This is a genomic window from Pseudomonas sp. KBW05 (genome assembly GCF_003852405.1).
In the GTDB taxonomy this organism is placed as follows: Bacteria; Pseudomonadota; Gammaproteobacteria; order Pseudomonadales; family Pseudomonadaceae; genus Aquipseudomonas.
Window position 1 is genome coordinate 317480 of sequence record NZ_QAJM01000016.1, and the last position, 11828, is coordinate 329307.

General features: G+C 61.1%; 12 protein-coding genes. 7 read left to right on the forward strand and 5 right to left on the reverse strand.

What is annotated here, in order from left to right:
* Nucleotides 1-48 precede the first annotated feature (48 nt).
* Genes DBR46_RS16030 through DBR46_RS16040 form a run of 3 tightly spaced genes read left to right on the forward strand, consistent with a single transcriptional unit; the run spans nucleotide 49 to nucleotide 1824 of the window.
* Nucleotides 49-687: an FMN-binding negative transcriptional regulator gene (locus DBR46_RS16030; protein WP_124526968.1), complete on the forward strand. Its 639-nt coding sequence runs from the start codon at nucleotides 49-51 to the stop codon at nucleotides 685-687.
* Entirely contained in the window at nucleotides 684-1130 is a 447-nt protein-coding gene (locus DBR46_RS16035; RefSeq protein ID WP_124526969.1) for a GNAT family N-acetyltransferase, read from the forward strand. Before DBR46_RS16030 ends, DBR46_RS16035 begins: the two co-directional genes overlap by 4 nt.
* Before the next feature lie 10 nt (nucleotides 1131-1140).
* Complete coding sequence (locus tag DBR46_RS16040; RefSeq protein WP_124526970.1) at nucleotides 1141-1824, forward strand: GNAT family N-acetyltransferase; 684 nt, start codon at nucleotides 1141-1143, stop codon at nucleotides 1822-1824.
* 130 nt (nucleotides 1825-1954) lie between these two features.
* Here DBR46_RS16040 and DBR46_RS16045 read toward each other — a convergent pair whose 3' ends face one another.
* Nucleotides 1955-2851: a homocysteine S-methyltransferase family protein gene (locus DBR46_RS16045; protein ID WP_177414063.1), complete on the reverse strand. Its 897-nt coding sequence runs from the start codon at nucleotides 2849-2851 to the stop codon at nucleotides 1955-1957.
* Between the two features lie 112 nt (nucleotides 2852-2963).
* Here DBR46_RS16045 and DBR46_RS16050 point away from each other — a divergent pair, with 112 nt between their 5' ends.
* The 3 genes from DBR46_RS16050 to DBR46_RS16060 all read left to right on the forward strand — a co-directional run bounded on the left by DBR46_RS16050 (nucleotide 2964) and on the right by DBR46_RS16060 (nucleotide 6124).
* Nucleotides 2964-3785, forward strand: coding sequence for an ABC transporter substrate-binding protein (locus DBR46_RS16050; protein ID WP_124526972.1), 822 nt, complete (start codon nucleotides 2964-2966; stop codon nucleotides 3783-3785).
* The gene (locus DBR46_RS16055; protein WP_124526973.1) at nucleotides 3782-4606 is read left to right on the forward strand and encodes an amino acid ABC transporter permease; all 825 of its coding nucleotides are present in this window, start codon (nucleotides 3782-3784) and stop codon (nucleotides 4604-4606) included. The genes DBR46_RS16050 and DBR46_RS16055 overlap by 4 nt, the downstream gene beginning before the upstream one ends.
* A gap of 231 nt (nucleotides 4607-4837) precedes the next feature.
* Entirely contained in the window at nucleotides 4838-6124 is a 1287-nt protein-coding gene (locus tag DBR46_RS16060) for an autotransporter domain-containing protein (protein ID WP_124526974.1), read from the forward strand.
* Nucleotides 6125-6200: 76 nt separating this feature from the next.
* Here DBR46_RS16060 and oadA read toward each other — a convergent pair whose 3' ends face one another.
* Both oadA and DBR46_RS16070 read right to left on the reverse strand, forming a co-directional pair.
* A complete protein-coding gene (oadA, locus tag DBR46_RS16065) occupies nucleotides 6201-8009 on the reverse strand; it encodes a sodium-extruding oxaloacetate decarboxylase subunit alpha (protein ID WP_124526975.1) in 1809 nt (602 codons plus the stop codon).
* 11 nt (nucleotides 8010-8020) lie between these two features.
* A complete protein-coding gene (locus DBR46_RS16070; protein ID WP_124526976.1) occupies nucleotides 8021-9436 on the reverse strand; it encodes an acetyl-CoA carboxylase biotin carboxylase subunit in 1416 nt (471 codons plus the stop codon).
* A gap of 196 nt (nucleotides 9437-9632) precedes the next feature.
* Between DBR46_RS16070 and DBR46_RS16075 the strand changes: the two genes are divergently transcribed.
* On the forward strand, nucleotides 9633-10607 hold the full coding sequence (locus DBR46_RS16075; protein ID WP_124526977.1) for a LysR family transcriptional regulator: 975 nt from the start codon (nucleotides 9633-9635) through the stop codon (nucleotides 10605-10607).
* Here the strand turns inward: DBR46_RS16075 and DBR46_RS16080 are convergent.
* Both DBR46_RS16080 and hexR read right to left on the reverse strand, forming a co-directional pair.
* Complete coding sequence (locus tag DBR46_RS16080; protein ID WP_122485268.1) at nucleotides 10537-10734, reverse strand: PA3496 family putative envelope integrity protein; 198 nt, start codon at nucleotides 10732-10734, stop codon at nucleotides 10537-10539. The two genes, DBR46_RS16075 and DBR46_RS16080, sit on opposite strands and share 71 nt — an antisense overlap.
* 221 nt (nucleotides 10735-10955) lie before the next feature.
* Entirely contained in the window at nucleotides 10956-11822 is an 867-nt protein-coding gene (gene hexR / locus DBR46_RS16085) for a transcriptional regulator HexR (RefSeq protein ID WP_017739023.1), read from the reverse strand.
* Nucleotides 11823-11828 lie beyond the last annotated feature (6 nt).

The window sequence follows — 11828 nt, forward strand, 5'->3', positions numbered from 1 at the left end:
GAACCATTAGCCTGCCTAGGATGCAGGCATTCGCCAAGGAATATTTCCATGTACACACCCCGCGCCTTTGCCCTCGATGACTTGCCCGAACTGCATCAGTTGATCCAGCACACGCGCCTAGCGCAGTTGGTGACGTTTGGCGAACAGGGCCTGCTGGCCAGCCATTTGCCGCTGCTGCTCCACCCCTCCGAAGGCCCGAATGGCACGCTTCACGGGCACCTGGCCAAGGCCAATCCGCAGTGGCGCGACCTGCAAAATGGCAGCGAAGCGCTGGTGATCTTTGCCGGCGCCGAGGCCTACATCAGCCCGGCGTTTTATCCGGCCAAGGCCGAGCACGGCAAAGTCGTGCCCACCTGGAACTACATCGCCGTACACGCCTACGGCACGGCCGAAGTGTTCACCGATGCCGAGCGTTTGCTCGCACTGGTCAGCGCCCTCACCGACCGTCATGAAGGCAACCGCGCCGAGCCGTGGAAAGTCAGCGACGCCCCGGCCGACTACATTGACGGCATGCTCAAGGCCATCGTCGGCTTTGCCCTGCCGATGGAACGCCTGATCGGCAAGCGCAAGCTCAGCCAGAACCGTAGCCCCGCCGACATGGCCGGCGTGCGTGACGGCCTCGCCGCCAGCGTGGACGTGCGCGACCAGACTCTCGGCCAATTTATTCCCCAAGGAGTTGCAGAATGAGCCAGATCGATATCCGCCAAGTCAGCGCCACCGACCACGCCGCATGGTTGCCGCTGTGGCAGGCGTACTTGAAGTTCTACAACACCGAATTACCGGACGCGGTCAGCCAAAGCACCTGGCAGCGCCTGATCGACGCCAGCGAACCGACCCATTCGGCACTGGCCTGGCAGGATGGCAAGGCGGTGGGCATGGTCAACTTCATCTACCACCGCTCCAACTGGAGCATCGAGAACTCCTGTTACCTGCAGGATCTGCTGGTGGACCCGAGCCAACGCGGCACCGGCGTGGGCCGCAAACTGATTGAGTTCGTCTACGCCACCGCCAAGGCCGATGGCTGCTGCAAGGTGCATTGGCTGACCCACGAAACCAATGCCACCGCGATCCAACTCTATGAGCGCATCGCCGAACGTCCCGGTTTTATCCAATTTCGCAAAGGCCTTTAAGGAGCGCAGCATGTCCACTTCCCTCGCCGACTGGAAAGGCGTCCCGGCGCCGACCGTGCAACTGCTTGAAGGGCGCTTTATCCGCCTGGAAAAACTCGACCCGGCGCGCCATGGCGACGATCTGTTCCAAGCCCTGCAAGGCCCTGGCGCCGACCCCAAGTTGTGGGACTACCTGCCTTACGGACCTTTCCCCGAGCGCAGCGCGTTCAATGACTGGCTCAACAACCACGCCGCCCACAGCGACCCGTATTTTTTCAGCGTGATCGACCGCGCGACCGGCCAGGTGCAAGGCATCCTCAGCCTGATGTCCATCGTGCCCGAACAAGGCCGCATCGAAATCGGCCACGTGACCTTTGGCGCGCCGATGCAACGCTCGCCGAAAAGCACCGAAGCGGTGTACCTGCTGGCTAAACACGCGTTCGAGCAGGGTTACCGCCGCCTGGAGTGGAAGTGCAATAACGCCAATGACCGCTCCAAGTACGCGGCAGAACGGCTGGGGTTCAGCTTCGAGGGTGTGTTCCGCCAGCACACGGTGGTGAAGGGCAAGAACCGCGATACGGCGTGGTATTCGATCATCGACGCGGAATGGCCGGCAGTTGGGGCGGGGTTTGAGGAATGGTTGTCGGAGGCGAATCAGGCTGGCTCGGGCCAGTTGAAAAGCCTGGCCGAGTGCCGCCTCCCAGACAACACATAACCCCTGTGGGAGCGGGCTTGCCCGCGATGGCGGTGTATCAGCTTGCACATCGGGTACTGACACACCGCCATCGCAGGCAAGCCAGCTCCCACACAAGCCCGCTCCCACATTTGGATTTGTATTGGTTCTACTACCGCAGCTTCTGCGCCAACACCGCAATATGCTCCGGCCCAATCCCGCAGCAACCACCCAAATGGCTGGCACCACGCGCCTGCCAATCCGCCGCCCAATGCAGGTACCCCGGTGGATCCAGGTCATCGCGCAACGGGTCCAGACCATCGTTGGCCGTGGCTTCCTTGGGTTGCGGTGGGAACGCGTTGGCATAGGCGCCCACTTCAATTTGCACGCCCAACCGCGCGAACGTCTGGCGCGCGGCATCAATTGCATCGCCGATCACTTCCGGCTGGCTGCAGTTGAACAGCAACACCTGCACACCCAACTGCGCCGCCGCTTCCGCAGCGTCTGCCACCGGCTCACCGGAGCGCAAGCGCGGCACGTCGTCGGTGTCTTCATCCTTCAATGTAAACGACAGCCAGAACGGTTTGCCGTCCTTTGGCAGCCCAGCCTGGATGGCGCGCGCTTCGGCGATGGAACTCTGGGTTTCCGCTAGCCACAGGTCGACAAACGGCGACAGGCCTTGCACCAGCGGTGTCAGCAACTCGGCGACGCGCTGCGGCTCGAACAGGTCGGGACGGTACGAGCCAAACAGCGGCGGCAGCGAGCCGGCCACGCGCACGGCCTGGCCGGAAGCGTCCACGGCACGCCGCGCCAATTCACCGGCCAACGCCGCCAGGGCCTGGCCTTCGGCGGCGAAGCGCGCCTCGCCGATATGGAATGGCACCACGGCATAGCTGTTGCTGGTGATAACGTTGGCGCCACTTTGGATATAAGCCGCGTGCACCGCTTCCACTGCCTGCGGCGCTTCGCTCAACGCCAGCGCCGACCACTCCGGCTGCCGGAACGGCGCGCCACGGCGTTGCAGTTCACGGCCCATGCCGCCATCGAGAATTACTGTTGCGTTGGCCATATGCTTTTTACTCATAAGCTTATGAAAATAACTCACTATGAGAGTCGTTCTTATAACTATTTAATACGTTCAATTCAGTACATAACAACTCTTTTTTCTAACGGTGTTCTTCATGAAACTTAAACCGCTGCTGGCCCTGGGCCTGACGATTCTGGCTGCTTCTACCCAAGCCTTCGGCGGCACCACGCTGGACCGCATCGAGCAAAAGAAAGAGTTGGTGGGCGTGCTGATGGAAAGCTACCCGCCGTTTTCGTTCTTGAACGAGCAAAATCAACTGGATGGCTTCGACGTTGATGTCGCCAAGGCCGTTGCGCAAAAACTCGGCGTGAAACTGCGCCTGGAAACCCCGTCCTGGGACGTGATCGCCGCCGGCCGCTGGAGCGGGCGCTACGACATCTGCATCTGCTCCATGACCCCGAGCAAGGCCCGCGCCGAGGTGTTCGATTTCCCGGTGGAGTACTACGCCTCGCCCGCAGTGATCGTGGTCAACGCCACGGACGAGCGCATCCACAGCGCCAAGGATTTGAGCGGCAAAAAAGTCGGCCTCACCAGCGCCTCCAGCTATGAAAGCTACCTGAACAAAAACCTGGTGATCGAAGGCGCCGAAGACACCCAGTTGCAGTACCCGTTCGACAACGTGCAGATCGCCCCGTACGACACCGACAACGTCGCCTTCCAGGACCTCGGCCTCGGCGCCGGCAAGCGCCTGGATGCGATCCTCACCAACCTGGTCACGGCGCAACCGCGCCTGAACGAAGACAAGCGCTTCAAACTGGCCGGCGAGGCGTTGTATTCGGAACCCAACTCGGTGGCCATCGAAAAAGGCGACCCACAGTGGGACAGCAAAGTGCGTGAAGTCTTTGCCCAGCTGAAACAGGACGGCACCTTGAGCCAGTTGTCGCAAAAATGGATCGGCGCCGACATCAGCCAATGACAGCGTTTCCTACACCGCCCAAGGTCAGCGAGTCGCGCGTGCAGCGCCTGTTTGGCTTTCGCACCCGCCTCTACCTCACCTGGGCAGCGCTGCTTTGCCTGTTCGCCAGTTTCTTCCTGAGCTTTGACCTGAAGTTCTCGATCATCCTCGACAAGCTGCCCAACCTGGTCGGCCTGCACCTGGCGCCCAACGGCTTCCTGCAAGGCGCGGCGCTGACGTTGTTCCTGTGCCTATGTTCCATCGTGATCTCGTCGGTGCTGGGTTTTGTCACCGCACTGGGACGCTTGTCGAAAAGCGCCGTGGCCTTTGGCATCGCCAGCTTCTACGCGTCGTTCTTTCGCGGCACACCGCTGCTGATCCAGATCCTGCTGATCTACCTCGGCCTGCCGCAATTGGGTCTGGTGCCGGGCGCCATCGTCGCCGGGATCATCGCGCTGTCGCTGAACTACGGCGCCTACCTGAGCGAAATCTTCCGCGCCGGCATCCTCGGCGTCGCCCACGGCCAGCGCGAAGCGGCCCTGGCGCTGGGCATGCGCGACAGTGCGATCTTCTGGCACGTGACCCTGCCCCAGGCCATGCGCACCATCATTCCGCCGGCGACCAACCAGTTCATCTCGATGCTCAAGGACTCGTCGCTGATCTCGGTGATGGGTGTGTGGGAGGTGATGTTCCTGGCGCAGTCCTATGGCAGGTCGAGTTATCGCTATATCGAGATGTTGACCACCGCTGCGATTATTTACTGGGTGCTGTCCCTGGGACTGGAACTGATCCAGGCGCGAATGGAGCGGCACTATGGCAAGGGGTATGTGCGCCGTAGCTGAGGGTCAGCTGGACTGACGGCGCAGCTTGACCACGCCCATTTGCAGACCGAGCAACTGCAATAAAATGCAGGTAAGTGACGGCTGTGTGATTTTGTACGCAATAAAATGCAGACCCTATTTGAACGCGTGCCAATAGAGACAACTCCCGCAAACCGGGAGCCCATGCCCTGACAGTTATCCCCCCGCCATCTCGCTAAATTCCCGGCCTCATCCACAAGAGGTCGGGAATTCATGCCCATGACACCCCGCAAGATCGTACTTTTCATCAGCCTTGCGCTTGCCGCCAGCCTTCAATCTGCCCACGCGCGCAGTACTACCTGGTACACGCCTTACGGGTATCAACTCTACAAAACGCTCACTGATGCATGGTCCTACACACCTGAGACCAAAGCCTCACCCGTCGACAACTATTTCACTCGGCAAGCCACTACGCACAACGGTGTGCAGCTCGCCAAAGTGCTGGACCCGGCGCTGATCCAACTGCTGCAATCGAACCAACTGACCGCCGAGCAGATCAAGGCGCTGGAAAAATTCGGCGCGCAGCTGGCCGCCCAACCCGGCGGTATTGGCGCGGCCCTCGAACAATTGGCCGCAAGCCAGAACGCCAACCTGGCAGCCGCCACCCAGGGCACCACGCAACAACTGGTCAACCGACTGCGCTTGATCCTGCTGGACCAGCCCGAAGACAACGACGATGGGCATTTCTGGGTGACAAACCTGGCAAGCGAAGGTGACCTCGCCGGCCAGCGTGGCAGTGCCGGACTCGGCACCGCCAATCAGGGCCTGATGGTGGGCGCCGACTGGGCAGTCGACTATGCCTGGCGCATTGGCGTGCTGGGGGCAAGCTCCAACAGCCGCCTGGACGCCCGACGCTTTGCCGCGAACCTGGACAGCTGGCACTTGGGCGCCTATGCCGTGCGCCAGGAAGACCCCTTCGCCCTGCGTCTAGGGGCGATCTACAGCAACCATACGGGCAAGAACCAGCGCAGCGTCGAATTTCTGAGCCACAAGCAAACAATCAAGGGGCGCTACGATGCCACCAGCCAGAACGTGTTCGCCGAAGCGGGCTACCAACTGGGGGGCGACGGCTACAGCATTGAGCCGTTTGCCGGCCTTGGCTACCAGCGCTACCACCGCGGTGGATTCAAGGAGCACGGTGGGTCAGATGCTCTTAACGTCCAGGCTCAAACCCAACAGAACTTGAGCAGCTCGTTCGGCCTGAACCTGGCCAAACGGTATGAGTTCGACAACCAGATGGAGCTCGTACCTTACCTGAGTGCCGGTTGGAAACATCTCTATGGCGACGTCGACAGTAGCGTGCGCCAGTCCTTTCGTTATCACGCGATTGACAGCTTCACCGTCCAGGGAACAGCCCTGGACCGCAACAGCCTCACCTTGGTAACCGGCCTGGATCTGCAGCTCTCGGCCAATCACACCGTAGGCCTGGCCTACACCAGCGAAAAAGGCACCCACAGCCGTCATCAGGGCCTGACGGGCGAATGGCGAATGACCTTCTAGACGACGTCAAATCCCGGGCAAAAAAAAGGAGGGCACCTGCCCCCCCGAGGATTAAGCGGTAGTGTCGAAGGCTGGATCAGCCTTCGATTTCAATCAGGATTTCGCCAGGGTTGACCCGGTCGCCCTTGGCCACGTGAACGGCGGTCACCTTGCCGGCAATGGCTGCCTGCACTTCGGTTTCCATCTTCATCGCTTCGGTGATCAGCACGGCCTGACCGGCCTTGACCACGTCGCCTTCCTTGACCAGCACGTCGACGATATTGCCCGGCATCGCCGTGCTGACATGGCCCGGCGCAGTGGCTTGCTTGCGCTTGCTGCTGCCGCCGCCGACGAACTCATTGAGCGGTTCGAACACCACTTCTTCCGGCATGCCGTCGATGGACAGGTAGAAGTGGCGCTTGCCTTCGGCCTTCACGCCGACACCGGTGATGTCCACGCGGTAGCTTTCGCCGTGCACGTCGATGACGAATTCGGTCGGCACACCTTCACCACCGGCACGCGCAACGCCGCCCGCCTCAGGAATCGGCAGCAATACTTCCGGCGCCAGGGTGCCGGCGTCGCGTTCTTCGAGGAACTTGCGGCCGATGTCCGGGAACATGGCATAAGTCAGCACGTCTTCTTCGGACTTGGCCAACGCGCCGATCTCGCCGCGCAGCTTGGTCATTTCCGGCTTGAGCAGGTCAGCCGGGCGCACGTCGATCACTTCTTCGCTGCCAATGGCCTGGCGGCGCAGTTGTTCGTTGACGGTGCCTGGCGCCTTGCCGTAGCCGCCTTGCAGGTAGAGCTTCACTTCGTTGGTGATGGTCTTGTAGCGCTCGCCGGCCAGCACGTTGAAAAACGCCTGGGTGCCGACGATCTGCGACGTCGGCGTGACCAGCGGCGGGAAGCCAAGGTCTTCACGTACGCGTGGGATCTCGGCCAGTACTTCGCTCATGCGGTTGAGAGCGCCCTGCTCTTTCAACTGGTTGGCCAGGTTGGAAATCATCCCGCCCGGCACCTGGTTGACTTGCACACGGGTGTCGACAGCGGTGAATTCGCTCTCGAACTGGTGATATTTCTTACGCACCGCGTAGAAGTACAGGCCGATCTCTTGCAGCAGCTCCAGGCTCAGGCCGGTGTCGAATTCGCTGCCTTTAAGGGCGGCGACCATCGACTCGGTGCCTGGATGGCTGGTGCCCCAGGCGAAGCTGGAGATGGCAGTGTCGATGTGACTGGCACCGTTTTCGATGGCCTTGAGTTGGCACATCGCGGCCAGACCCGCGGTGTCATGGGAGTGGATGAAAATCGGTAGGGTCTGCTCGGCTTTCAGCGCCTTGACCAGTTCGCCGGTGGCGTACGGGGTCAGCAGGCCAGCCATGTCCTTGATCGCGATGGAGTCGCAACCCATGGCTTCCAACTGCTTGGCCTGGGCCACGAAGGCCTCGACGGTGTGCACCGGGCCGGTGGTGTAGGCGATGGTGCCCTGAGCGTGTTTGCCCGCCGCTTTTACCGCTTCGATAGCCACGCGCAGGTTACGCACGTCGTTCATCGCGTCGAAGATGCGGAACACATCGATACCGTTGACTGCGGCCTTGGCGACGAAGGCTTTGACCACGTCGTCGCTGTAGTGGCGGTAGCCCAGCAGGTTCTGGCCACGCAGCAGCATTTGCAGGCGGGTGTTGGGCAACGCGGCGCGCAGTTTGCGCAGGCGCTCCCACGGGTCTTCTTTAAGGAAGCGCACGCAGGCGTCGAAGGTCGCGCCGCCCCAGACTTCCAGGGACCAGTAGCCGACTTTGTCGAGCTTGTCGCAGATCGGCAGCATGTCGTCGGTGCGCATGCGGGTCGCCAGCAACGATTGGTGGGCGTCGCGCAGGATGGTGTCGGTGACAAAGATTTTCTTGGACATTGTTGTATTCCTCACAGGCCTGCGTGGGCGGCGATGGCGGCGGCGATGGCCAGGGCCAGCTCTTCGGGTTTGCGCTTGATCGAGTAGTTGGTCAATTCAGGGTGGGCTTCAACGAAGCTGGTATTGAACTGGCCGCTGCGGAATTCCGGGTTGCGCAGGATTTCCTGGTAGTAGGCGGCGGTGGTCTTCACGCCTTGCAGGCGCATGTCGTCCAGGGCACGCAGGCCGCGGTCCATGGCTTCTTCCCAGGTCAACGCCCACACCACCAGTTTCAGGCACATGGAGTCGTAGAACGGCGGGATGGTGTAGCCGGTATAGATCGCCGTGTCGGTGCGCACACCGGGGCCGCCGGGGGCGTAGTAACGGGTGATCTTGCCGAAGCTTGGGAGGAAGTTGTTCTTCGGGTCTTCGGCGTTGATGCGGAACTGCAACGCGAAACCACGGTGCTGGATGTCTTCCTGTTTCACCGACAGCGGCAGGCCCGAGGCGATGCGGATCTGCTCACGGACGATGTCGATCCCGGTGATTTCTTCGGTGATGGTGTGCTCCACCTGCACCCGGGTGTTCATCTCCATGAAGTACACCTCGCCCTCGGCGAGCAGGAACTCCACGGTGCCGGCGTTCTCGTAGCCCACGGCCTTGGCCGCACGCACCGACAGGTCGCCGATGTAGGCGCGCTGTTCCGGGGTCAGCTGCGGGCTTGGCGCGATTTCGATGAGCTTCTGGTTACGGCGCTGGATCGAGCAATCGCGCTCGAACAAATGCACCACGTTGCCAAAGCTGTCACCGAGGATCTGCGCTTCGATGTGCTTGGGATTGACGATGCATTTTTCCAGGAACACTTCCGCCGAACCGAAGGCCTTGGTGGCTTCGGAGATAACGCGGGGGAAGGCTTGTTCAAGTTCTTCACGGCTGTTGCAACGGCGGATACCGCGGCCGCCACCACCGGAGGTGGCCTTGAGCATCACCGGGTAACCAATGCGGTCGCCTTCGGTGAGGGCCTCAAAGATGTCGGCGACGTTGCCTTCGGTACCGGGGGTAACCGGTACACCGGCCTTGATCATGCTGCGGCGCGCTTCGGTCTTGTCGCCCATGCGGCGGATCACTTCAGCGGACGGACCGATGAATTTGATCCCACGTTCGGCGCAAATGTCTGCCAGTTCGGCGTTTTCCGACAGGAAGCCGTAGCCGGGGTGCAGTGCGTCACAACCCGTTTCCACGGCCAGGTTCACCAGCTTGCGCGGGTTCAGGTAGCCGGCCAAAGGCTCGGCACCAATGCTGTGGGCTTCGTCGGCACGTTTGACGTGCAACGCGTGGCGGTCGGCGTCGGAGTAGACCGCGACCGAGCGAATGCCCATCTCGGCGCAGGCACGCACGATTCGTACGGCAATTTCACCACGGTTGGCGATCAGGATCTTTTTTATCACTTGGAAATTCCCTTGAGCCGATTGCTGCGTTCTTCGACCCGCTAGACCCGGGTCGGCGCGTGACCAAATGTTTCATGACAGTCGCGAGACACACACTAAGCCCGTGGAGGGATTAACAAAAATCAATAATTATTGGGTCGTGCATAAGTAAAGACTTATAGTTGGCCGGACAGCCTCGGGCGAAAGGACGGTAAAAATGCGTAAGTCATTGATGCGTATGACATTGCGTCAATTGCAGATTTTCAATGAAGTGTGCGATTTGCGCTCGTATAGCCGCGCTGCCGAGGAAATGTCCCTCACACAACCCGCCGTCAGCCTGCAAATTCGCCAGCTGGAAGAGCTGATCGGCCAGCCATTATTCGATTACGTCGGCAAAAAGCTCTACATGACCGAGGCCGCCGAAGCCTTGCAGCGCGCCAGCCGGGACATTTTCGGGCGCCTGGAAAACCTCGACATGCAACTGTCGGACATGCAGGGCTCGTTGCAGGGCCAGTTGAAGCTGGCGATTGAATCCAGCGCCAAGTACTTCGTGCCCCATCTGTTTGCCGCGTTCAAGCGCCAGCATCCCGAAGTGCAGTTGCACCTGACGGTGGTCAACCGCGCCCAGGTGATTCGCAGGCTTTCGGACAATCGCGACGACCTGGTGATCATGTCCATGGTGCCCCAGGACATGGGCCTGGAGTTCCTGCCGTTCCTCAACAACCCGATCGTCGCGGTGGCGCCCCCTGATCATCCCTTGAGCCTGCAAGGCCCGCTGCGCCTGCAAGACCTGGAGCCTTACACGCTGCTGGTCCGCGAACAGGGTTCCGGCACGCGAATGGCCTGCGAGGAATACTTCAAGGAGAAACGCGTGCACTTCACCCAGACAGTGGAAGTGTCGTCGGCCGAGGCCCAGCGCGAATGCGTGAGCGCAGGTTTGGGCGTGGCCTTGCTGACGCGCCACGCCGTGAACCTGGAACTGGCCAGCGGCGGGCTCAAGGAGCTGCCGGTGGAAGAGCTGCCGCTGTACCGCAGTTGGTGCCTGGTGCAGGCCAAGGCCAAGCGCCTGTCACCGGTGGCCCATGCGTTCCTGGGCTTTATCCGCAGCGAACGGGCACAGATCAGCGTGTTGGCTGAGCGTTTCGCTGGGCAGCCACGGGTGCCTGCCAATGCAGTTCCGGGTAGTCACTGATGCTTTGGAGCAGTTGGCGTTCTTCACAACGGTCTTCGATTGCGCGACGGAACGCCATGCGGCGCTGGTCTTCCTGTTGACGGCGGGTTTTGACGGCGCTGTTGCTGTCTTCGTAGGGACGGGCCATTTCGAGTCTCCCAATGCGAGTACGGGAGTTCAGGATGGGCTTGGGGGGTTACGGTTTGGCGGCGAGCGCATGACAGGAAGATGAATCTTCCTAAATATGCAGGAGATTCAAATGTGGGAGCGGGCTTGCTCGCGAATGCGGTGGGTCAGTTAGAACATCTTTGACTGACACTCCGTCTTCGCGAGCAAGCCCGCTCCCACATTGGTCCGTGCACATTTCAATCAGTCGTCGAGGGCTTTGACGGACTTGGGCGACAACCGCAGGCTGCGCAAGCTGCGCTTCACGCTCTTGAGGTGGTTGACCAGGCTCGGCCCGCGCGCCATGGCCACGCCCATCGCCAGCACGTCGATCACCACCAGGTGGGCAATGCGCGAGGTCAGTGGCGTGTAGATCTCGGTGTCTTCGTGCACATCAATCGCCAGGTTGACGGTGGACAGCTCCGCCAACGGCGTCTGGCTCGGGCACAGGGTGATCAGGGTCGCGCCGCTTTCACGCACCAGGTTGGCGGTGATCAGCAGGTCCTTGGAACGCCCGGACTGGGAAATACAGATCGCCACGTCGGTGGGCTTCAACGTCACCGCCGACATCGCCTGCATGTGCGGGTCGCTGTAGGCCGCTGCCGTGAGCAGCAGTCGGAAGAATTTGTGCTGGGCGTCAGCTGCCACCGCACCCGAAGCGCCAAAACCATAGAACTCGACACGCTGGGCCTGGGACATCGCAGTCACGGCTTTTTGCAGCTCGATCGGGTCGAGTTTCTCGCGCACTTCCATCAGGGTGTGCAGCGTGGTGTCGAAGATTTTCAGGCTGTAGTCGGCGACAGAATCGTCTTCGTGGATCGCAAACTGCCCGAAGCTCGCGCCGGCGGCCAGACTCTGGGCCAGCTTGAGTTTCAGGTCCTGGAACCCGGAGCAACCGATGGCGCGGCAGAAGCGCACGATGGTCGGCTCGCTGATGCCCACGCTGTGGGCCAGGTCGGCCATGGAACTGTGCATCACGGCCGCAGGATCAAGCAGCACGTGGTCGGCAACCTTGAGTTCCGATTTACGTAACAGGTGGCGCGACTGGGCGATATGTTGCAACAGGTTCAAAGGGCA

What these genes read in the sequence shown, in the direction of transcription:
- DBR46_RS16060 (WP_124526974.1), top strand. Translation starts at nt 4,838, where the DNA reads ATGCCCATGACACCCCGCAAGATCGTACTTTTCATCAGCCTTGCGCTT.
- DBR46_RS16035 (WP_124526969.1), top strand. Translation starts at nt 684, where the DNA reads ATGAGCCAGATCGATATCCGCCAAGTCAGCGCCACCGACCACGCCGCA.
- DBR46_RS16075 (WP_124526977.1), top strand. Translation starts at nt 9,633, where the DNA reads ATGCGTAAGTCATTGATGCGTATGACATTGCGTCAATTGCAGATTTTC.
- oadA (WP_124526975.1), bottom strand. Translation starts at nt 8,009, where the DNA reads ATGTCCAAGAAAATCTTTGTCACCGACACCATCCTGCGCGACGCCCAC.
- DBR46_RS16045 (WP_177414063.1), bottom strand. Translation starts at nt 2,851, where the DNA reads ATGGCCAACGCAACAGTAATTCTCGATGGCGGCATGGGCCGTGAACTG.
- DBR46_RS16055 (WP_124526973.1), top strand. Translation starts at nt 3,782, where the DNA reads ATGACAGCGTTTCCTACACCGCCCAAGGTCAGCGAGTCGCGCGTGCAG.
- DBR46_RS16040 (WP_124526970.1), top strand. Translation starts at nt 1,141, where the DNA reads ATGTCCACTTCCCTCGCCGACTGGAAAGGCGTCCCGGCGCCGACCGTG.
- DBR46_RS16080 (WP_122485268.1), bottom strand. Translation starts at nt 10,734, where the DNA reads ATGGCCCGTCCCTACGAAGACAGCAACAGCGCCGTCAAAACCCGCCGT.
- DBR46_RS16050 (WP_124526972.1), top strand. Translation starts at nt 2,964, where the DNA reads ATGAAACTTAAACCGCTGCTGGCCCTGGGCCTGACGATTCTGGCTGCT.
- DBR46_RS16030 (WP_124526968.1), top strand. Translation starts at nt 49, where the DNA reads ATGTACACACCCCGCGCCTTTGCCCTCGATGACTTGCCCGAACTGCAT.